18 protein-coding genes are annotated in these 21,285 nt (G+C 59.2%); 10 read left to right on the forward strand and 8 right to left on the reverse strand.

Features of this window, described 5'->3' with window-relative positions; all coding sequences use genetic code 11:
• Positions 1 to 182: 182 nt before the first annotated feature.
• Positions 183 to 1,997, reverse strand: a complete 1,815-nt coding sequence (locus ACR0L4_RS02755) for an extracellular solute-binding protein (protein ID WP_480510402.1) — start codon at positions 1,995 to 1,997, stop codon at positions 183 to 185.
• Between the two features lie 286 nt (positions 1,998 to 2,283).
• Between ACR0L4_RS02755 and ACR0L4_RS02760 the strand changes: the two genes are divergently transcribed.
• Together ACR0L4_RS02760 and ACR0L4_RS02765 are read left to right on the forward strand one after the other, a co-directional pair.
• On the forward strand, positions 2,284 to 3,057 hold the full coding sequence (locus ACR0L4_RS02760; RefSeq protein ID WP_480510404.1) for a 3-hydroxybutyrate dehydrogenase: 774 nt from the start codon (positions 2,284 to 2,286) through the stop codon (positions 3,055 to 3,057).
• A gap of 68 nt (positions 3,058 to 3,125) precedes the next feature.
• A complete protein-coding gene (locus ACR0L4_RS02765) occupies positions 3,126 to 4,151 on the forward strand; it encodes a patatin-like phospholipase family protein (protein ID WP_170748696.1) in 1,026 nt (341 codons plus the stop codon).
• Here the strand turns inward: ACR0L4_RS02765 and ACR0L4_RS02770 are convergent, their stop codons facing one another.
• From ACR0L4_RS02770 to ACR0L4_RS02780, 3 genes are all read right to left on the reverse strand, one after another.
• On the reverse strand, positions 4,152 to 4,829 hold the full coding sequence (locus ACR0L4_RS02770; protein ID WP_170748697.1) for a DUF502 domain-containing protein: 678 nt from the start codon (positions 4,827 to 4,829) through the stop codon (positions 4,152 to 4,154). It lies immediately after the preceding gene.
• 64 nt (positions 4,830 to 4,893) lie between these two features.
• Positions 4,894 to 5,805 carry a pseudouridine-5'-phosphate glycosidase gene (locus tag ACR0L4_RS02775; protein ID WP_480510406.1) on the reverse strand — a complete coding sequence of 304 codons (912 nt, stop codon included), beginning with the start codon at positions 5,803 to 5,805 and terminating at the stop codon, positions 4,894 to 4,896.
• The gene (locus ACR0L4_RS02780; protein WP_480510408.1) at positions 5,802 to 6,695 is read right to left on the reverse strand and encodes a PfkB family carbohydrate kinase; all 894 of its coding nucleotides are present in this window, start codon (positions 6,693 to 6,695) and stop codon (positions 5,802 to 5,804) included. Before ACR0L4_RS02780 ends, ACR0L4_RS02775 begins: the two co-directional genes overlap by 4 nt.
• A 170-nt stretch (positions 6,696 to 6,865) precedes the next feature.
• On the opposite strand from ACR0L4_RS02780, the gene ACR0L4_RS02785 reads away from it, so the two are divergent.
• Positions 6,866 to 7,981, forward strand: a complete 1,116-nt coding sequence (locus ACR0L4_RS02785; protein WP_480510410.1) for a HupE/UreJ family protein — start codon at positions 6,866 to 6,868, stop codon at positions 7,979 to 7,981.
• Here ACR0L4_RS02785 and ACR0L4_RS02790 read toward each other — a convergent pair.
• Complete coding sequence (locus ACR0L4_RS02790) at positions 7,978 to 8,595, reverse strand: thiamine phosphate synthase (RefSeq protein ID WP_480510412.1); 618 nt, start codon at positions 8,593 to 8,595, stop codon at positions 7,978 to 7,980. The genes ACR0L4_RS02785 and ACR0L4_RS02790 overlap by 4 nt on opposite strands.
• A gap of 161 nt (positions 8,596 to 8,756) precedes the next feature.
• On the opposite strand from ACR0L4_RS02790, the gene ACR0L4_RS02795 reads away from it, so the two are divergent.
• The 4 genes from ACR0L4_RS02795 to yghX all read left to right on the forward strand — a co-directional run bounded on the left by ACR0L4_RS02795 (position 8,757) and on the right by yghX (position 13,142).
• A complete protein-coding gene (locus ACR0L4_RS02795) occupies positions 8,757 to 9,500 on the forward strand; it encodes an RNA methyltransferase (protein WP_170748702.1) in 744 nt (247 codons plus the stop codon).
• Positions 9,501 to 9,562: 62 nt separating this feature from the next.
• A complete protein-coding gene (gene ctaA, locus ACR0L4_RS02800) occupies positions 9,563 to 10,708 on the forward strand; it encodes a heme A synthase (RefSeq protein ID WP_480510415.1) in 1,146 nt (381 codons plus the stop codon).
• 4 nt (positions 10,709 to 10,712) lie between these two features.
• Positions 10,713 to 12,182, forward strand: a complete 1,470-nt coding sequence (locus tag ACR0L4_RS02805; RefSeq protein ID WP_480510417.1) for a carboxypeptidase M32 — start codon at positions 10,713 to 10,715, stop codon at positions 12,180 to 12,182.
• A gap of 63 nt (positions 12,183 to 12,245) precedes the next feature.
• The gene (yghX, locus tag ACR0L4_RS02810; protein WP_480510419.1) at positions 12,246 to 13,142 is read left to right on the forward strand and encodes a YghX family hydrolase; all 897 of its coding nucleotides are present in this window, start codon (positions 12,246 to 12,248) and stop codon (positions 13,140 to 13,142) included.
• A 63-nt stretch (positions 13,143 to 13,205) separates the two neighbouring features.
• Here the strand turns inward: yghX and gyrA are convergent, their stop codons facing one another.
• A complete protein-coding gene (gene gyrA / locus ACR0L4_RS02815) occupies positions 13,206 to 15,896 on the reverse strand; it encodes a DNA gyrase subunit A (RefSeq protein ID WP_480511131.1) in 2,691 nt (896 codons plus the stop codon).
• A gap of 223 nt (positions 15,897 to 16,119) precedes the next feature.
• Here gyrA and ACR0L4_RS02820 point away from each other — a divergent pair, with 223 nt between their 5' ends.
• On the forward strand, positions 16,120 to 16,389 hold the full coding sequence (locus tag ACR0L4_RS02820) for an usg protein (protein WP_170450317.1): 270 nt from the start codon (positions 16,120 to 16,122) through the stop codon (positions 16,387 to 16,389).
• A 4-nt stretch (positions 16,390 to 16,393) separates the two neighbouring features.
• Here ACR0L4_RS02820 and ACR0L4_RS02825 read toward each other — a convergent pair whose 3' ends face one another.
• Positions 16,394 to 17,950 carry a caspase family protein gene (locus ACR0L4_RS02825; protein ID WP_480510422.1) on the reverse strand — a complete coding sequence of 519 codons (1,557 nt, stop codon included), beginning with the start codon at positions 17,948 to 17,950 and terminating at the stop codon, positions 16,394 to 16,396.
• 92 nt (positions 17,951 to 18,042) lie between these two features.
• On the reverse strand, positions 18,043 to 18,999 hold the full coding sequence (locus tag ACR0L4_RS02830) for a radical SAM protein (RefSeq protein WP_480510424.1): 957 nt from the start codon (positions 18,997 to 18,999) through the stop codon (positions 18,043 to 18,045).
• A 162-nt stretch (positions 19,000 to 19,161) separates the two neighbouring features.
• Between ACR0L4_RS02830 and zwf the strand changes: the two genes are divergently transcribed.
• Positions 19,162 to 20,616: a glucose-6-phosphate dehydrogenase gene (gene zwf, locus ACR0L4_RS02835; protein WP_170748708.1), complete on the forward strand. Its 1,455-nt coding sequence runs from the start codon at positions 19,162 to 19,164 to the stop codon at positions 20,614 to 20,616.
• Entirely contained in the window at positions 20,613 to 21,284 is a 672-nt protein-coding gene (pgl, locus tag ACR0L4_RS02840; protein ID WP_480510426.1) for a 6-phosphogluconolactonase, read from the forward strand. The genes zwf and pgl overlap by 4 nt, the downstream gene beginning before the upstream one ends.
• Position 21,285: the final 1 nt, after the last annotated feature.

Genomic DNA, 21,285 nt, shown 5'->3' on the forward strand with positions numbered 1-21,285 from the left:
TTTCTCGCCCTGGTGAACGGGAGAGCGTTCGCCAAGTCAATATATAGCGCCTGCCTCAAACCCGACGCTAAGTGTTGCGATCGCAGGTCTGTGCCGGTTTTTGCCGATGCAAGCGATGAGCAGGACAGAGTGGTTGGACTTCGGTGGCGTATTGCCTGTCACATGCCGACCAAGACCTCGGTTTACTCTTCGTACCACCAAACCTCGGGCATGTATTGAGGCCCATCGCCATACACGGGCAGGACGTCAGGGTATTTCAACGCGCTGACATGGGCAATGCGCCCGACATCGAAGCTCCAGATCGGAATCACATATCTGCCCGCCGTCAAAACCCGGTCCAACGCGCGGGTCGCGGCGATGAAATCTTCGCGCGATTCAGAACGCAGCATGGCGTCGATCATCCCGTCCACTGCGGGTGAAGCAACACCCATCAGGTTGCGCGTCCCCGGGGTATCTGCGCCTTCACTCCCCCAATACAGCCTTTGTTCATTGCCCGGCGACAGCGACAGCGCCCGGCGGAATGGGGTCATGTCGAAATCAAGTTCGGAAATGCGACCTGTATACTGCGCGCTGTCAACCTGCTCGGTCGCGATCTGAATACCAAGGCGTTCCAGCGCGCGGGCGTAGATTTCCACCGCCGTTTTCATCTCTCCATCGCCCTGTTGCAGCAGGATGGTCAGTTGGAAAGGAGTGCCGTCCTGGTTTCGCAAAACGCCGTCCTGAATGGTCCAGCCAGCCTCGGCCAGCAGTCTTGCGGCTTCGCGAAGGTTAGCGCGGTTCCGGGCCGATCCGTCGCCTTGCGGCAAGCTGTAGCCTTCGAGCGTACCGGGGGTCAGATCCTCCCTGTAAGGCTCAAGAAGTTCAGCGACCCGCCCACCTGCGGGGCCTGGCTGCATCGCCAGATCAGAGCCAGAAAAATACGATGTTATACGAGGCTGCGCACCGCCCGTGATCGTGTCGCTGATGAATTCGAAGTTGAAGGCCAACGTCAGGGCCTCGCGCACGCGCCAGTCGTCAAATGGAACCTTGCGGGTATTCATCACAAATCCGGTCATGCCCGAGGGCTTGCCATGTGGGATTTCAGACTTGATGACATCGCCGCGCTGAACGGCCGGGAAATTGTACTGCGTCTCCCATTTGTCGGCGTTGAACTCGCGGATGGCAGAAAGCTCTCCGGCCTTGAAGGCTTCGAAGAGGACGGTGGCGTCTCCGTAGAATTCGATCCGCATCTCATCGAGGTTCATGGTGCCGCGCCGAAACGGGACGTCTGCGCCCCAATAGTCGGGGTTTCGCGTCAGGTTCACGTACCGACCGGCCTCATAATCTTCGATCACGTAGGGGCCGCTGCCCACGGGCACGTCGTGCAATTGCGCATCGGCAAAGTCTTTGCCCTCCCATTGTGCCTTTTGAAGGATCGGTCGAAGACCCGCAATCAGGGCAAGTTCGCGATCCGGTTCATTGAACGTGATGCGGACAGTGCGGGGGCCTGTCTGTTCAATGCTGTCGATCTTGCCCCACAAACCGCGATACCGAAGGTGACCTTGGGTGCCCAGCACCTTGTAGGACCAGATGACGTCATCAACGGTGACAGGTGTGCCGTCCGAAAATCTGGCCTCATCCCGAAGGGTAAATTCGACCCACGACCGGTCCGGGGCCGTCTCAACTGATTCGGCTAACAACCCGTAAAGAGTGAAAGGTTCGTCCCATGAGCGGCCCATAAGGCTCTCGTGGGTCCAAAATCGCAATTGCCAGGGCGAGGTGCCTTTTTGCACAAACGGGTTCAAACTGTTATAGCCGCCGGTATTTCCAAAAACGACTCTGCCGCCTTTGGGCGCGTCGGGATTTGCATAAGGCAGCGACACAAAATCCGGTGGTAAGGCCGGGTCACCATACATAGCTATGCCATGAGCCGATTCTGCATGGACCGGGGGCGCCGCAAAAAACAGGGTGATTCCCGCAGCAATTGCCTGAAGCGGGCGTAGAAAATCCGGGCTCATTTTGGAAACAATCCTGCTCTGGCCTTATTTTGTTGGGATTCATCGTAGCGATGATTTTTCTTGTTTTCAAACTTTTAGCTTGGACGAAGGCGCACAATTGCTTATAAAGGTCTTACTGCTCGATAGGTTTCTTGCCTGTATGAAACCTGCCTCAATAACTTAACGCCCGCTTCGTGCGGGCGTTTTTTTTGGCAGATTTGCAAGCAGGCGCGACGCAGTTCCCCGTTTTCTTTGCAGGTGCAGCATGGCACTGTGCGCCTCAGGTGAACTCAGAGGGAAAGCGGTCATGAGCCTTTCGGGAAAAACAGCAATCATCACGGGATCCAATTCGGGCATCGGGCTGGGTGTCGCGCGCGAGCTGGCCAAGGCCGGGGCGGACGTGGTGCTGAACTCGTTCACTGATCGGGATGAAGATCACGCCTTGGCGGCAGAGATCGCGAAAGAGACCGGCAACAAGGCCCGCTACATCAAGGCGGACATGTCGAAAGGGAATGAGTGTCGCGCCCTGATCGAACAGGCAGGTGTCTGCGACATTCTGGTGAACAATGCGGGCATTCAGCACGTGTCGCCGATTGATCAGTTCCCGGTCGAGAAATGGGACGCAATCATCGCGATCAACATGAACTCGGCGTTCCACACGACGGCGGCCGCTTTGCCGATGATGCGCGCAGCGGGCTGGGGTCGGATCGTCAACATCGCCTCGGCCCACGGACTGACGGCGTCGCCCTTCAAGTCGGCCTATGTTGCGGCCAAGCACGGGGTCGTCGGCATGACCAAGGCAGTTGCGCTTGAAACCGCGCAGGAACCGATCACCTGCAACGCTGTGTGCCCAGGCTATGTATTGACGCCTCTGGTCGAGGCGCAGATTCCGGACACGATGAAGGAATACAACATGAGCCGCGAGGATGTGATCAAGAATGTCATGCTCGAACGGCAACCATCCAAGGAATTTGCAACCGTCGAACAATTGGGTGGGACCGTTCAGTTCCTGTGCTCGGATGCCGCGGCGCAGATCACCGGGACGACGATCTCGGTCGATGGGGGCTGGACAGCTTTGTAGGGCTAGCGGGTTGGGGGCACGATCCCCAAGCACGCAACGTATGTCCGGATGGATAAGGGGTCGGGACCGTGAAACAGATCAATCTGGCATTGCAGGGCGGTGGGGCGCATGGTGCGTTCACCTGGGGCGTGCTCGACCGTATTCTGGATGAAGAGGATATCGAGGTCGCGGCGATCACCGGAACTTCGGCGGGAGCTCTGAACGGGGCGGCTTTCAAGTCCGGTATGGTCGCTGGTGGGCGAGAGGGTGCGCGGGATCGGCTGGATGGGCTGTGGCAGCGCATGGGTGCCATAGGTGACATGCGCATCGCCAACTGGTTCCGCAGCCTTGAGCCCGCCAGCATCGCACAGGCGATAGAGTATTCCTTACCCTATTCCATTGGCGATGCCTGGTCGCGGATGGTGTCCCCTTATGCCTATGGCCCGTTCTACACGAACCCGCTGGAACCGGTTGTGGATCGTTTCAACTTTGATGAGGTCTGTGCCGATCAAGGACCGCGCTTGTTTGTCTGTGCGACATGCGTGCGCAGTGGCAAGATCAGGGTGTTCACGGGTCATGAGATTTCTACGGACGCCATTTTGGCGTCGGCCTGTCTGCCGACACTGTTCAAGGCCGTCGAGATCTACGATCCCGAGACCGAGCAGACCGAGGCTTACTGGGATGGCGGCTATACCGGCAATCCGGCGCTGTATCCGTTGTTCAACGATGACCTGCCGGATGATGTGGTGATCGTGAACATCAACCCTCTGGAACGCAATGAACTACCGGTTACTCCTCAGCAAATCCAAAACCGGATCAATGAGATCAGCTTCAATTCATCCCTGTTTCGCGAGTTGCGGGCAATCAATTTCGTTCAGCGGCTTTTGAAAGACGGTAAACTGAAAGCGGGCGAGATGAGGCGGGTGCTGGTGCATATGATTGCCGACGACGAGCTGATGAACAGCTTGTCAGTGGCGACGAAAACAGTGCCAAACCCGGTCGTTCTGCACAAACTGAAACAGGCCGGACGGGATGCGGCGGGTGCGTTTTTGTCGCTTCACAAGAAAGACTTGGGCCAAAAAAGCACCATTGATCTGCCCGCGATGTTCAGCTGATTACTCGGGCGGTTGCGTCGGGTCTTTTTCGTTCGGGTAGACCAGCCCGGCTGAAATCACCAGCTTGGCGGCTTCTTCTATGGACATGTCCAGCAGGATGACATCTTCGACCGGGAAGAACAGCAGAAAGCCCGAGGTGGGGTTGGGAGTGGTCGGGATGAACACGCTGAGAAGGTCTCCGCCGGTTTCGGCGCGGGTGCTGACCTCTCCTCTGGCTGTTGTCGACACGAAGCCGATGGCCCAGATGCCGCGGCGCGGGTATTGGACCAGGCAGGCTTTTTCGAACGAGCGTTCAGTCTGGGCAAAAACGGTTTCCGAAATCTGTTTGATACCGGAATAGATCGAGCGCACGACCGGCATCCGGTCCACCAGGCTTTCGGTGAACAAGATAAACGACCGCCCCAGAATACCCTTGGCCACCCAGCCGACCAGAATGGTAAAGACCAGGAAGATGATAACGCCGACACCGCGTAGGTTGATGCCGACATACTGCTCGGGCTGGAACTGCTGGGGCACCAGCGGCAACACGGCGCTGTCGATCCATCCGACAACGGACCAGATCAGCCAGATCGTCAGCCAGACAGGCGCAATAACGACGATCCCCGTCAGGAACGAGGCGCGCAGGCGCGAAAGTAGGCCGGGGCGGCGATGAGGTTCTTCGTCAAACGGTGTGTTCATTACAGGTCCGAGTGGTTTGCGGAACTAGGTAAGCAATCCGGTTCGCAGGTACAATAGGATAGCGTTACGGGCCATTTGCAAGCGCCTTGGCGATGTTTGCGGCCAATCGTGCGTTGTTGCGGACCAGTGCGATGTTGGCGGTCAGGGACCGTCCTTCCGTCTTCTCGAAAATCCGTTGCAGCAAATACGGCGTGACAGCCTTTCCGGTGATCCGGTGCGCATCCGCATCGGCCTGAGCGGCGGTTATGATCGGGGCCAGTTCCTCGGACGGGATCTGATCGGCCACCGGGATCGGATTTGCAATCAACTGACCGCCCGGCAATCCCAATGCGCGGCGGGTGGTATGCGCTTTGGCGATAGCCTCGGCGCTGTCCATCCGCAATGGCGCACCATAAGGGGATTTCGCCGACCAGAACGCCGGAAATTCGTCCTGACCAAAGGCGATGACCGGCACGCCGAGCGTTTCCAGAACCTCAAGCGTTTTGGCCAGATCAAGGATCGCCTTGGCCCCGGCGGCCACGACTGTCACGGGCGTTTGCCCCAGCTCATGAAGGTCGGCGGATATGTCAAAGGACGTTTCGGCCCCCTGATGAACGCCTCCGATCCCGCCGGTCGCAAAAACCTCGATCCCGGCGTACTGTGCCGCAATCATGGTGGCGGCAACGGTTGTGGCCCCGGTGCCCCCGGTCGAGATACAGGCCGCCATATCGGCACGCGAGATTTTGGCAACACCCGGAGCCTGACCCAGGCTTTGCAGTTGATCCGGTTCAAGCCCGACGTGAAGAACGCCCTTGATCACGGCCATGGTAGCTGGAACCGCTCCGGCGTCGCGGATGTCCTGTTCGACCTGGGCCGCAACCTCGACGTTCTGGGGATAGGGCATACCATGGGTGATGATCGTGCTTTCAAGCGCGACAATGGGCTGGCCCGCATCTTTGGCAGCGCGGACCTCGGCGGAATAGTGGATGTCGATCACAGGGGGGTCTCTCCGGATACGTAGGTTGCAGCGGCTTTCAGCGCTCGGGTCAGGGCCGTTTGCGCGTCGTCGCCGCTTGATTCTGATGCGATATGGGCCGCCATGAAGGTGTCTCCTGCGCCGGTGACACGGGTCACAAGAACCGAGGGCGGCGTCTCGGTCAGAACGCTGTCCGTTGTCCCAACGGTGGCCGAATTGCCACCATCGGTCACCAGGACACGTAGCGCGCCGCGATCCAGAAGGCCCTGGGCGGCGGATGCGGAATCGGCGAACTCGCGCTGGCACAGGATGCCCGCTTCTTCGAGGTTCACATATAGCGTTGCACGTGCGTGTTTGAGGAAGGGCAGCAGGCGTTCAGCTTTTCCGGGCGAGGCCGGAGCAACCCTCAGGTCAGCCTTGGCAAAGGCGGGGCTTTGCGCGATTTCCTCCAGCAGGTCCAGCGTCAGGTTGCCGTCCAGCGCGATAGGCCCTTCAAATGGTGTGTTTTCATATCCCAGAGGGCCATGGATCAGGGGGCGCAGGATCTTAGCGCCGGCGGCCTCAAGGGAATGCGCGTCAGCAATGGCCGCGATCAGACCGTTGGCACCTTCCACGGCCATGTAGCGATCCGTGGGCAGGTCCTGCGAGCGATAGATGTGGTCCGTGACCATACCCAGCCGCGCGCAGGAATGAATCAACTCGTCGCCCTCGGGGTCGCGACCAATGGCGGTCAGCAGGGTCGGGGTCATGCCGAACCGCACCAGTGTCATGGCGATGTTCATGGCCACGCCGCCGGGCAGGCGGGTAATGCGTCCTGGCACGTCCGATCCTTGCCGCATGGCGCTGGCGGACCGTCCGATCACGTCCCACAGGACCGAGCCGATACACAGAATTTCGCTGTTCATAGTCATTGTGCTGTCATGCCGCAGCACCGGGACCCGCGCAAGCAAGAACATTGAGGACCAAACAGATAGTGGGTCAGCGGTCCTGCGGCGATCCTTTCGGCTTGCGATCTGTTGCATTCGGCGGGACACTCGACCGTCATGGGTGATGATTTGATTTCAATTGCACAGTGGTCCGTATGATCGGTTTTCTCCGCCTGATTTTGATGTGTTCGATTTTTCTGGTGGTGCTAGCGCTCCCTGGTCGGGCCCAGAACCCACCGCCTACGATCGTGGAATTCTGGACGAAAGCGGACACTCTGTTTCTTGAAATCTCGCTGAATGCCGAGATGTTTCTGGCGGGGATTGATCCTGACGCTGAGACCGAGCCGTCAAGCAACGCCCGTTACCGCACATTGCGTCAGCTTGTTTCGACCGAGTTAGAGGCCGAGATGCGTGCCTTCACCACGGACTGGGCACCAACCTTGCAAGTCGAAGTCGGTGGACCGGTCAGCCTGTCCTATGAGGGTATCCGCATTCCTGTTGTCGGAGATCTCGATCAGCCTCGGGTGTCAAAGCTGTTGCTGGCAGCGCCCTTGTCGGGCGATGCATCCAACCTGCGTCTGACCTGGCCTGCAGGTTACGGGTCCGTGGTTCTGAAACAGCAGCGCGTCGCCGCGCCCTACACGGGCTATCTGACAGCCGGAGAGATCAGCCCGCTGATCCCCCTGCGGGGCGGCGCGTCGCTGAGCGCGCAACAGGCACTGCAGGAGTTTTTCCCATTGGGAATTTTCCAGATCGTACCGGCAGGCTTGCGGGAAATCGTGCTTGTGCTGTGCTTGGTCTTCCTGTCGCTCGGACTGCGCCCGATGGTGGCTCAGATGCTGTTGCTGTCCATCGGAACGGTCTTTGGGTTGGCCCTGTCGGTATACGGAGCCTTGGCCTTGCCACCCATACTCCTATCCCAATCGTTGACCGCTGCGATCATTGTGCTGGCCCTGTGGAACCTGATCCTGCGCCGTCTTCATGTCTTGCGCCTGCTGGCGGTCTTTGGTGTCGGTTTGCTCTTGGGTGCCGGTCTAAGTGAAGCACTTGCCGGGATCGGTGTTCCCCCCGATCATCTTCCGGCCGCGATGCTTGGGTATAGCGGTGGCGTTCTTGCCGTATTGTATGCTGTCGCCGCCGCGGGTTACGCGATTGCGCATTTAATCAGTGGCGGGTCCGAGCGGATGCAGGGCCGGGTTTGTGTACTTGCCTCGATCCTGATTGCGGGTGCCGGTGTCTATTGGATGATCGCCCCCTGGACGTTCAGCTAGGCAAAGTCCAGCAGTGCCTGCAACTGGGCCGATGGGTCTTCGCTGGACCAGATTTCCTCGCCAATGCCAAAGAAGTCGGTGCAAGGGGACAGATCGCGGATCAAATCGGGTGTCAGGCCGCCTTCGGCCACAATCGGAACTTCGATCATTTCGGACCACCATTGGAACAGGTACTTCTCGGCAAGCGTGCCGTCTCCCAGTGATGTCGCGCCCACCGGACCAAAGGCGACATAGTCAACGCCAGCTTCGCCGGCAGTCATCCCGTCATGGCTTGAGGCTCCGCAAAAGCTGCCGACAATTGCGTCCGCCCCCAGTTCCTTGCGGGCCGCCCGAACCGAACGTGCCGCGTCGTCCAGATGCACGCCGTCCAACCCCAGCCGCTGCGCCAGCAGGACATGGTTCGAGATCACGATGGCCACGTCCCGCGCATGGGCGACCTCGCGGCAGGCATCGGCGGCGCGGGCGATGGTGTCTTCGTCATTTCCAGCCAGTGCCAGCCGGATACACGCAATCTCGGCCCCATCCAGAACCCGCGCCAACTGGTCCGGGAAGGTGCTGAGCGTGATCGTCGGCGGTGTGATCAGATAAATCTGCGGCTGCTCGGGGGTGTCCATTGGCGCGTCCTTCGATTTCAGTCTTTCGCGCGGTTTAGCGGATTGCGGCTGGGAAGCAAACTTTATTGCCTGTTGCGCCGGTATTTGAGGCCGCAGGAAACTCAGCGGGTTGCTCTGCTAGTGCTGGCAGATTAGAGCGGGCGGAACTTTCGGAGTAAGCCATGCCCAGCGATACATCTCAGCCTTCCTTTGTGCTCGTGCGTCCCCAAATGGGCGAAAACATCGGTGCCGCCGCGCGGGCGATGTGGAATTTCGGCCTGGATCGGATGCGCATCGTGGCGCCCCGGGACGGGTGGCCGAACCCCAGGGCGGTGGCCATGTCCAGCGGCGCGGGGCGATTGTTGGATGAGGCGCAGCTGTTCGATGATCTGGCCGGATCGCTGGCCGATAGCACATACGTTTTTGCCACAACTGCGCGGCAGCGTGGGCTGACCAAGCCCGTCTACAGCCCCGAACGCGCCATGCAAATCGCCGCTGAAAAAGTCGCTGCGGGCGAGAAAGTCGCCGTGCTGTTCGGTCCTGAACGCGCCGGGCTTGAAAACGAGGATATCGCCAAAGCCAACGCCATCATCTCGGTCCCGGTGAACCCCGAATATGCCTCGCTGAACCTTGGGCAATGTGTGTTGCTGACCGCCTATGAATGGATGCGTCAAACCGGGAATGTAGTTCATGAGGCCACCGATCTGGGCAAAGGGGACTGGGCCACGGGTATCGAGGTCGAAAAGCTGGTCGAGCACTACGAGGACCGTCTGGACGAGGCGGGTTTTTTCTACCCGCCCGAAAAGGCCGAAGGGATGAAGGTGAACCTGCGCAACCTGTGGTCGCGGATGCGGATGACACGGGCAGATGTTCAGATGTTGCACGGGATCATGCGGCAGATGGTCCGCTGGAAAGACAAAGGGTAAGGCTGGACCTTGCCCGACAAGGGCCCTAGCTTGCGACGAAATCCAAGACGCATGAGGACAGCATGAGCGCCAAGCGCAGCATCTTCGAAGAAGTCTCAGACACTGAAAAACAACAAACCGTTCAACCGGGTATGATCGACAAGGGGCGCGGTGGTGCGCGCACTGCGATCCGCGTCTGGCTGATGATCCTGTTCGCACTGGTCGTTGTGATGATCGCTGTGGGTGGCCTGACCCGGTTGACCGACAGTGGGCTGTCCATCACCGAGTGGCGTCCGATCACCGGGGCCATCCCGCCGATGACCGAAGCGGATTGGCAATCCGAGTTCGACAAGTATCAACAGATCGACCAATGGCGCATCATGAACCAGTGGATGCAGTTGGATGACTTCAAGACCATATACTGGTGGGAATGGGGCCACCGCCAACTGGGCCGTGTGATTGGTCTGGTCTGGGCCATTGGTTTCTTTGGCTTTCTGATCGCGCGCAAAATTCCGACCGGTTGGACCGGCAAGCTGCTGATCCCCGGTGTTCTGGGCGGTGTGCAGGGGGCCGTCGGTTGGTGGATGGTCGCCTCGGGCGTGACGCAGGGCGAAGGAATGACGACCGTCGCCAGCTACCGGTTGGCCACCCATCTGGGTTTGGCCTTTGTCATTCTGGGCTTTCTGGCGTGGTACATATTCGAGCTTGGACGCGAGGAACGCGACCTGATGCAGGCGCGCCGCGCGAAAGAGGCGAAACTCTTCTCACTGTCCACCGGCCTGCTGCATTTCACCTTTTTGCAGATACTGATCGGGGCGCTCGTTGCCGGGATCGACGCCGGGCGCTCGTACACAGATTGGCCGCTGATTGGTGGGCAGATACTGCCACCTGACGCGACGATGCTGGAACCGCTTTGGCGCAACTTCTTTGAAAGTCCGGGGCTGGTTCAGTTCATTCACCGCTGCGCAGGGTATCTGCTGTTCATCTTCGCCGCCATTGTCTGGCGCCGCGGCCAAACCAGCGCGCATCCGCAGACCCGCTTTGCCTTTAACGCTGCTTTTGCGGCGCTGTCCTTGCAGGTGGTGGTCGGTATTGTCACCGTGGTCTATGCGGCGCCTTGGCAGATTGCGATCTTCCACCAGTTCATGGCCGTTGTGGTCTGGACCCTGATCCTGCGCGCTCGCTTCCTGTGTGCCTACCCCATTGCAACCTCACTTCGTGGAGCTTGATCACATGACCGCTTTTGACGACCTGATGGCCTTTCAGCGCGAAACCTCGGCCCTTGGGCAGATCGCCGGTCGGCTGGGGTGGGATCAGGAAACCGTGATGCCCCGCGGAGCGGCCGTTCAGCGCGCAGAGGAAATGGCCGCGATCGAGGCAGTTCTGCACGCACGTCGGTCTGACCCGCGCGTAGCCGACTGGCTGGACCGGGCCGAACCGCAGGACCAAGCCGGTCAGGCTCAAATACGCGAAATCCGCCGGTCCTATGACCGCACCATCAAGGTTCCTGCCGATCTGGCCAAGGCCATCGCGCGTGTCACCTCTGCAGCTCAAGGGAAATGGGCACAGGCGCGTTCGGACGAAGATGTGTCGGCGTTCCTGCCGGTTCTGGAAGAGGTCGTCGCGCTGAAACGCGAAGAAGGTGCTGCCTTGGCGCAAGGCGCTGACATCTATGACGCGATGGTCGAGGACTATGAGCCCTACACAACTGGCGCTCAGATCGCTGCCATCTTCGACCAGATGCGCCCACGTCTGGTTGCTTTGCGCGCGGCAGTCCTGGACAAACCTGCGCCGCAAGCACTGGAGGGCACGTTTGACGAACTGGTCCAGATGCGCCTGTCCCAGAAGCTGGCGCTTGCCTTCGGGTATGATCTGAACCGGGGCAGGGTGGACAAGGCGGTGCATCCGTTCAGCTCGGGCAGCGGATCGGACGTGCGGATCACTACGCGCACCAGCAAAACGGATCCATTCAACTGCTTCTACTCGACCATTCACGAGGTCGGACACGCCGCCTATGAACAGGGCATCGACCCCGCCTATGCGTTGTCGCCACTGGGGCAGGGCGTGTCGATGGGTGTGCATGAAAGCCAAAGCCGGATTTACGAAAATCAGCTGGGTCGGTCCCGCGCCTTTACGGGATGGCTGTATGGTCAGATGGTCGAGGCGTTTGGCGATTTCGGGATCGCAGATGCCGACACTTTCTACGCCACTGTGAACCGGGTCCATAACGGTTATATCCGGACCGAGGCGGATGAGGTGCAGTACAACCTCCACATCATGCTGCGCTTTGATCTGGAACGCGCCCTGATGGCCGGAGACCTGCAGGTCGGTGATCTTGAGGCGGCGTGGAATGACCGTTTCAACGCCGATTTTGGCTATGCGGTCGACAAACCTTCGAACGGCTGCTTGCAGGATGTCCACTGGTCGGTAGGCCTGTTCGGCTACTTCCCGACCTATTCGCTGGGCAATGTCTATGCGGGATGCTTGCATCAGGCACTGCGCGATGCCGTACCGGGGTTGGATGCGCAACTGGCTGAGGGGGACACATCGGGCGCAACCACATGGTTGCGCGAGAATGTTCAGCAATACGGCGGGCTCTACGCCCCGCGTGATGTGATTGAGCGGGCCGGTGGTGTCGCACCCGGTCCTGAACCATTGCTGAGCTATCTGGAGGCCAAGTTCGGCGCGTTATACGAATTGTGAGTTTCCGGGTCGGCTGTGTCGCGTTAGCATCGCCACACCGACACCATCGCGTGGGAGGCTACGATGACCGGAAACGCCCGCAAGAAAGCCAGTGACTTTGATCCCCGAATCCTAGAGATTTTCGACGGTTATGTGCATGGCACCATGTCCAAGCGCGAGTTTATCTCACAGGCCGGGAAATACACCGCCGCCGGAATAACCGGCTCGATGATCCTCGACCAGTTGCAGCCCAATTACGCTTGGGCGCAGCAGGTTGCGCCGGATGATCCTGACATCCAGGCAATGGTCGTGGAGTTTGACAGCCCGGATGGCCATGCCGAGACCAGCGGGCTGATGGCGATGCCAGCAAACGCCGAAGGCAAGTTGCCTGCAGTATTGGTCGTTCACGAAAATCGCGGCCTCAATCCTTACATAGAAGACGTGGTTCGCCGTGCCGCCAAGGCCGGGTTCCTGGCCTTTGGCCCGGATGGGTTGTCTCCGCTGGGTGGGTATCCCGGCACCGATGAAGAGGGGCGCGAGATGCAGCGCTCGATGGATGGGGAAAGGCTGATGGCAGATTTTTTTGCCGCCTATGAATTCCTGCGTGATCATGACCTGACGACCGGCAAGATCGGAGCCGTCGGGTTTTGCTATGGCGGCGGTGTCTGCAACGCTTTGGCCGTCGCCTATCCCGACCTGGCGGCATCGGTTCCGTTTTACGGACGCCAGCCCGCCACCGAGGACGTGCCCTCAATCGAAGCGCCGTTGATGATTCATTATGCGGGATTGGACGAGCGTATCAACGCCGGGTGGCCCGCTTATTCAGACGCTCTGAAGGCCAATCAAAAGAAATTCAGCGTGCATTTCTACCCGGATGTGAATCACGGTTTTCACAATGACACAACGCCCAGATATGACGAGGCCGCAGCCAATCTGGCCTGGACCCGGACGATTGCCTTCTTCAAAAATTACCTGACCTGAACAATCATTGCCCGAACAACGAGACCCTCGCCGAGCGTCTCGTTGTTATTCTCAGGATGTGAGCTATTCGGCTTCCTCGTCGCCTTGATCCGCGATCCAAGCGACGCTGACAACTACTTCGCCTTTGCCGGTGTTGAACACCTTCACACCGCCCGCCGAACGGGACCGGAACGAGATGCCGTCAACCGGAACCCGGATCGACTGACCTTTGGACGTGGCCAGCATGATCTGGTCGTCGATATCGACAGGGAACGACGCCACCAGCTCTCCGCCGCGCATCGCCTTATCCATCGCCGCGACACCCATGCCGCCGCGTCCGCGAACCGGGTAATCGTGGCTGGAGCTTAGCTTACCCGCACCGCCTGTTGTGATCGTCAGGATCAGGTTCTCGGCAGCGGACATCTCGGCATAGCGTTCCTGCGTGATGGTGCCGGGGGCTGCTTCGTCCTCATCCGCCTCGCCATCATCGGCGATGCCGGCCACGGCGCGGCGCATCTTGAGATAGGCGGCGCGTTCGTCCGGGTCAGCCTCAAAATGGCGGATCACCGACATCGAGACGACACGGTCGCCATTGGTCAACCTGATGCCCCGAACACCGGTGGATTCGCGCGAGTTGAAGACGCGCACATCGGTGGTGCGGAAGCGGATCGCGCGGCCTGAATTGGTGACCAGCATCACGTCTTCATCTTCGGAACAGATGCGGGCGTTCACCAGTTCGATGCCCTCGGGCAGCTTCATCGCAATCTTGCCGTTGCGGCGAACATTGGTGAAATCTGACAGGCGGTTGCGGCGCACGTCGCCCGCGCTGGTGGCGAAGACGATCTGCAGGTTTTCCCATTCTTCGTCCGGCACATCCACGGGCATGATCGCCGCGATGGACACCCCGGTCGGGATCGGCAGGATGTTGACGATGGCCTTGCCCTTACCGGTGCGCCCGGATTGCGGCAAACGCCAGGTCTTGAGCTTATAGACCATCCCGTCAGTGGTGAAGAACAACAACTGCGTGTGCGTGTTCGCCACGAAGAGGTTGGTCACAACGTCCTCTTCCTTGGTCTGCATTCCCGACAGGCCCTTGCCGCCGCGCTTTTGCGCCCGGAAATCGGCCAGCGGAGTACGCTTGATATAGCCGCCCGAGGTGACGGTCACGACCATGTCTTCACGCTCGATCAGGTCCTCGTCTTCCATGTCGCCGGACCAGTCGACAATTTCGGTGCGACGGGGCACTGCGAATTGTTCACGCACCGTGCGCAGTTCGTCGCCGATGATCGACATGATACGTTCACGCGAGGATAGAATATCCAGGTATTCCTGGATCTTAGTCGCCAGGTCTTCCAGCTCGTCCGTGACCTCTTTGACGCCCAGTTGGGTCAGGCGTTGCAGGCGCAGTTCAAGGATCGCGCGGGCCTGAACTTCGGTCAGGTTATAGGTGCCATCGTCGTTCATCCTGGACAGCGGATCGTCGATCAGGCGCAGATAGCCTTCGATCTCGGCCGCGGGCCAGCGGCGCGTCATCAGCTTTTCGCGCGCCTCAGCGGCATCTGCTGACGAGCGGATGGTGGCAACCACCTCATCCACATTCGAGACGGCCACAGCCAGACCACACAGGATGTGGCTGCGTTCGCGCGCCTTGCGCAGGTCATAAGCCGTACGGCGCGCGACAACGTCTTCGCGGAAATCGATAAAGCTGGTCAGGAACCGGCGCAGGGTTAGCTGCTCGGGCCGTCCGCCATTCAGCGCCAGCATGTTGCAGCCAAACGAGGTCTGCATCGGCGAAAAGCGGAACAGTTGGTTCAGCACCACTTCGGGCGTCGCGTCGCGTTTCAACTCGACCACGACACGCACGCCGTTGCGGTCGGATTCGTCCTGAACGTGGCTCACGCCTTCGATCCGTTTCTCACGCACGGCCTCGGCGATCTTTTCGATCATCGAGGCTTTGTTCACCTGATAGGGGATCTCATCAACCACGATGGCATAGCGGTCCTTGCGGATCTCCTCTACGCGGGTTTTCGAGCGGATAATGACGCTGCCGCGACCTTCAAGATAGGCTTTGCGCGCGCCGGACCGGCCCAGCATCACGCCGCCGGTCGGGAAATCGGGGCCGGGAACATAGTCGATCAGCTGTTCAGACGTCAGGTCCGGGTCGTCGATCAGGGCCAGCGTGGCGTCGACCACCTCACCCAGATTGTGCGGCGGGATGTTGGTCGCCATGCCGACGGCAATGCCGCCAGCACCGTTGACCAGCATGTTCGGGAACCGCGCGGGCAGGACCGTCGGCTCTCGGTCTTTGCCGTCATAATTATCCTGGAAATCAACGGTGTCTTTTTCGATATCTGCCAGCAGAGAGGCGGCGGGCTTGTCCATCCGCACTTCGGTATAGCGCATGGCCGCCGGGTTGTCGCCGTCCATCGAGCCAAAGTTGCCCTGACCGTCCAGCAGCGGCAGCGACATCGAGAAATCCTGAGCCATCCGCACCAGCGCGTCATAGATCGCGCCGTCACCGTGCGGGTGGTATTTACCCATCACATCGCCGACCGGACGCGCCGATTTGCGGTATGCCTTTTCATGGGTATTGCCGGTTTCGTGCATTGCGTAAAGGATGCGCCGATGCACCGGTTTCAACCCGTCGCGCAGATCGGGGATCGCGCGGCTGACAATGACCGACATCGCATAGTCCAGATAGGACGTGCGCATTTCGGATTCGATGGAGACCGTCGGGCCGTCGTAAACGGGGCGTTCAGGCGGGGTTTCATCCATATTTTCAGGAACTTCTGGCGTATCGCTCACGTAAACTGCTCGTTTCTTGTGCAGACTCTATATTTTGTGGTTACACCATATCAGACCCGGCACATAAGGTGCAAGCAAGCAACGAATCTAGGGTCAAAAAACGAAAGTAACAGCCAAGTAACATCTTGTTATCCAAGTGTTAGGGGGTTTCGGTGTTACTGTGGAGAGACCTTGAAAGAAATTGGAGGTCTGAATGGAGCAAAGCGAAACCGAACTGATGCTCAAGGGGTACGGGCTGACGACAGCGGAATTCTTCTATCATATGCCGGACTATATTCATGTCCTGAATACGTTCATCTGGCAGGAATACGATCTGGCACCAGATCATCCGAAACTGTTCGAATTCATCGATTTCTGGCAACGCGAGATTGAGGGCCCGTTGCACTCGGTCAAGTTTACGCATCGCAAGATGATTGCACCGGGGGAATGGCGCAACATGGTGGGTGAGTTTCGGGTGAACTGACGCGTTATCCCGCGCGCCACGCATAGACCGAGCACCCGGTTGAACCGGAACTGGTGAAGCTGTCGCCATCTTCCGCCAGGCGGCCGCGCCATTGAACGGTGATGCCGGGAAAATAGTCGGTACCGCTGATTTGCTGGTCGTTTACATAGATAACGGTATTGGCTTTTTGTCCCAGCGAGTCGGTGAGGCTGCCCGTGTATTTGTTGCCGCCAGCACGGGTGTAGCGCACCGAGCCCGTCACTTTGACAACAACTGTGCAGGTTGCCTTGAACTGCCAGGTCCCGGCCATCGAAACCGTGGTACGAGCAGCCGGTGCGGGCGCGGGAGTTGGCGCAACCGCCGCTGAGCAGATTGTACCGCTTTTGCCTTCCAGTTCGTCCAAAGCATGTTTCGTCCCCAGATCATCGGCCCCCAGTTGTGACGCGCTGGCAGACAGATAGCGCGCAAAGGCCTGACGGGTGCGCGGCCCGGCGACGCCATCCGCGCCGCCGGCGCTGCAGCCCAGCGCATTTAATGCTGATTGCGTGGCGCGCATCACGTCACGCGAATCGGAAATGATCGGGGCGACAGCGGTAGGTGTGCGTTCCGTCTCGGTCGGAACACTGACAGAGGCCAGACTGTCACGCAGTTGCAGCGCCACCTCATATGAATAGTTCTCGGACTGATCCGCGTATTTCTCCAGAAACGACTCCAGCGCTGTTACTGTTCCCACCGAGCGCGCAAGCTCAAGATCGGCGCGCATATCGTTGGCAGGACGGGCAATCGGCGTGGATTGCGGGGCCGTATCGACGGCGGGCGTAAAGTAAAATTCCCCAAGCAATTCATCATAGTAGGCTGGAATTTGCGTATGCTGAACGGTGCGTGACAGATCGCGGACCTCACGCCGCAGATCCGAGACCATGCTGCGCAACTCGAGACCGGGCTGGGACAAACGCGGCAGCAAAGCACGGGTGAAGACCGAGTTTTGCGCAGGCTCATCATCGCTCAGCCGGTCCAGTGCCATTTGTCCTGCACCGGCCGAAAAGATCACGAACATACCCTCGGGCGCATTGATACGACCCAAACCGCGCGTGCGTCCGACACTGCGCCCTGCCACGGTTTCGAACGGGTTGTCACGGCAGGCGTCAATGATGGCAATCGAGGTTCGAGCCCCGGTCGCGCGTACGCGGTCCAGAAGGTTTGACAGGGCGATCGATTCAGATTTCACGAAATCTGTTTCACCCGAAGTTGGTGCAACGATGTCTGTTGGCAGCAGGTAGTTTTCGCCATCGATTTCCACGCCATGGCCGGCAAAGAAAACAAAGGCGGTGTCGCCGGCGTCAAGGCGGGACGTAAAGTCGGATATCCGCTGGTTCATTCCACGCCGATCAAGGTTCAGACCTTCGATAGTTTCAAACCCCAGACTCTGCAGCTTTTCCGAAACAGCCTCGGCATCTGCTACGGCCTTTTGGAGATCGACGACCGAGTTGTATTGGTCGTTGCCAATCACCAGCGCCAAACGCTCTTGCGCCCAAAGCGGAGCGGCAAAAAGTGCAAACGCAAGACACAGAAATCTATTCATCACAACAGCCCAACAATAAATGACCCTGTTCCGGTTATAGCGGAAAAGGGCCGAACGGCTCAGTGATTTGGATTACTTTAAAACGTTGTGTGTTATTGGCCGGAACAACTGGCCCCGCCCAGAACGCAGAACTTTGCGCAATGGGGATGGTTCAAATGCACATCCGCTTCGGCCTCGGCCAGGGTTTTCCCCATTTCGAATTCAGGTGCGTAGGGCAGCAGCGTGCAGGCCAGAACGGTCGGGCTCTGGGCGCCTTTTCGCTTTACGACCATGCGGGCGCTGGCACACATCACTTCTTTCGGAGACTTGTTCAATATGCCCCAGCAGGCGGTCGTGATTTCCGGGACTTCGACGGTTTCGTCCATCTCGGGAAACAAAACGGTCTGGGCAGGGTTCTGCGCGTCAATATCAAAGCCGTGCTTCTCAAAGAAAGCGTTATAGCCTGCGCGGCTTTCTGCATCCGTGTCGCCCCAAAGCGAGCGACCCGCGACCGCCATTTCAAAGCCATTGTCACGCAGCCATTCCATTCCCGTCAGGGTCTTGGCAAAACTGCCCTTGCCGCGTTCTTCATCATGAAGTTCGGGCCGGTGATGATCGACGGAAACCCGCAAAGTCAGCTTGTCGCCATAGACGCGTTGAAGATCCAGCAGACCTTCGCGCATTTTGCGCCGCATCATCGGTTGCATGGCGTTGGTGAGGATCAAGACCTCATAGCCGCGGTCCAGAGCCGCGCGGGTGATGTCGATCATCTGCGGGTTCATAAAAGGCTCACCGCCGGTAAAGCCGATTTCGCGGACAGGCCAGTTCCGGTCCTCGATCTGGTCAAGGTAGTCAACAACCTCGGCCGTGGTGATGTAGACGAGCGCATCGTTGGTGGGGCTGCTTTCGATGTAGCAGTTCACGCATTCGATGTTGCACAGGGTGCCGGTATTGAACCACAACGTCTGTGGATCGGTCAGGGCCACTGAAGCACGGGTTTGTCCATCTGCTGTCACCAATTTGTTTTGAAACTTGCCAACATTGGCATGCTGAGGGGCGCTGTCTTTCATTCCCGCATCCGGTTCCTTGCAATTGCCAGACTGACTTATCCTGTTGGCGCAGGTTTGGTAAGGGTGACGGCCCACAACTGACAGAGTTTTGATCTGCGGGTAGTGCGAAAAATGATTGCGCTAACATTGGACATGGAATGAGGGGCAGGGTAAGGACAACTCATGGTTTCACGCGTCATCCCTGTCGACCCGTTCGATCTGGTAATTTTCGGCGGCACTGGCGATCTTGCGCAGCGCAAGATCCTGCCCGCGTTGTTCCGTCGCTTTTGCGCGGGACAATGGCCTGACAGTGCCCGGATCATCGGAGCCGCGCGCGGCAATCACACAGCCGATGGGTTTAGAAGCATTGTGGCCGAATCGCTGCTGGCCTATGCGCCCAAGCGCGCAAGCAGTGCAGAGCTTGTGCAGGGGTTTTTGAACCGGTTGGACTATGTGCCACTGGATGCGAAATCGTCAGAAGGGTGGCACGCGCTGGCTGCCCATTTGAAAGACACGCGTGTGCGGGCCTTCTACTTTTCGGTGGGACCCAGCCTGTTCGGTCCGCTGGCCGAGCGTATCCGGGCCCATGAACTGGCTACAGCGGATACGCGGATCGTGGTGGAAAAGCCGTTTGGCCATGATCTGGACAGTGCGCGAGCCTTGAATGCAACGCTGGCTGCGCATTTCGACGAAAGCCAAATCTACCGGATCGATCACTATCTGGGCAAAGAGACGGTCCAGAACCTGATGGCCGTGCGGTTTGGCAACATGCTGTTCGAGCCGCTTTGGAACAGCCAATATGTGGACCACATCCAGATCACCGTGGCCGAGACCGTCGGAATAGACGGGCGCGAGGAATATTATGAACGCGCTGGCGCCATGCGTGACATGGTGCAGAACCATCTGATGCAACTGCTTTGCCTGATCGCAATGGAACCGCCTGCGAAATTCGATCCGGACGCCGTGCGAGACGAGAAACTTAAGGTGATCCGCGCGCTTGATCCTGTCGAGCCGCATCATATCGTACGGGGGCAGTTTGCGGCGGGTTCGGATGGTCCCGGCTATCGTGAGGTTGTTGGCAATCCGCGCTCGACGACGGAAAGCTATGTGGCCTTGAAGGCGCATGTCAGCAATTGGCGATGGGCTGGAACGCCGTTTTATTTGCGCACCGGCAAGCGGTTGGTGGCCCGGTCCTCGGTGATCAACGTCCAGTTCAAAGACGCACCGCATTCGATCTTTGGTGAGGCCGCGGGGCGGCACGCAAACGCTTTGTCCATCCGGTTGCAGCCCAATGAAGGCATTACGCTGAAAGTGACCATCAAAGAGCCGGGGCCGGGGGGCATGCGCCTGATCGACGTGCCTCTGGACATGAGCTTTGCCGAGGCGCTCGGGCCTGAAAACCAGGACCCGCCCGACGCCTATGAGCGGTTGGTGATGGACGTGATCCGGGGCAACCAGACCCTGTTCATGCGTGGGGATGAGGTCGAGGCCGCATGGGCCTGGACCGATCCTGTTATTGCCGGATGGCAGGCGCGTGGGGATGTGCCCAAACCGTATGACAGCGGCAGCACAGGGCCGGGCGACGCCGAGCTGCTGATGAAACGTGACGGTCGCCACTGGCAAGGAATAAAGCCATGAATATTAAGGACTATGCCGACCGTGACATGCTGGCCATCGACGTGGCAAACGCGCTGGCCGGAGAGCTGGAATCCGCGCTGCTTCACGAAGACAAGGTAGCGCTGGCGGTTCCCGGGGGCACGACCCCGGGGCCAGTGTTTGACGTTCTGTGCGCTGCAGACCTTGACTGGAGCCGTGTGCGGGTCCTGCCGACAGATGAGCGCTGCGTACCGGCTGACTGTGAACGCTCCAACGAACGGCTGATCCGCGAACGGCTTTTGACCAACCGGGCCTCGGTGGCTGAATATGTGCCGCTTTATGTGCCCGGGGCCGAGCCCGAGGCAGCTTTGCCGGAAATCGAATCGCTGATCACTCCGGTGCTGCCTTTGTCCGTGTTGGTGCTGGGCATGGGCGGAGACATGCATACAGCCTCGCTGTTTCCGGGGATGGAAGGGTTGGCCAAGGCGCTCAGCAGCAATGCGCCCACGCTGGCCGTGGCCCGGACCGAGGTGCAACCCGAACCTCGGATCACGCTGACCGCGCCTGTGTTGGACGGGGCCTTGTCAAAACACCTGATCATCTTTGGTGCGGACAAGCGCGACGCGCTGGAGCAGGCCATGTCCTTGCCCCCGGAAGAGGCCCCGATCGCTGCCGTTCTAAGCGGCATGACTGTTCACTGGGCGGAGTAAA

The sequence above is a fragment of the Ruegeria sp. AB5 genome, from assembly GCF_056542645.1.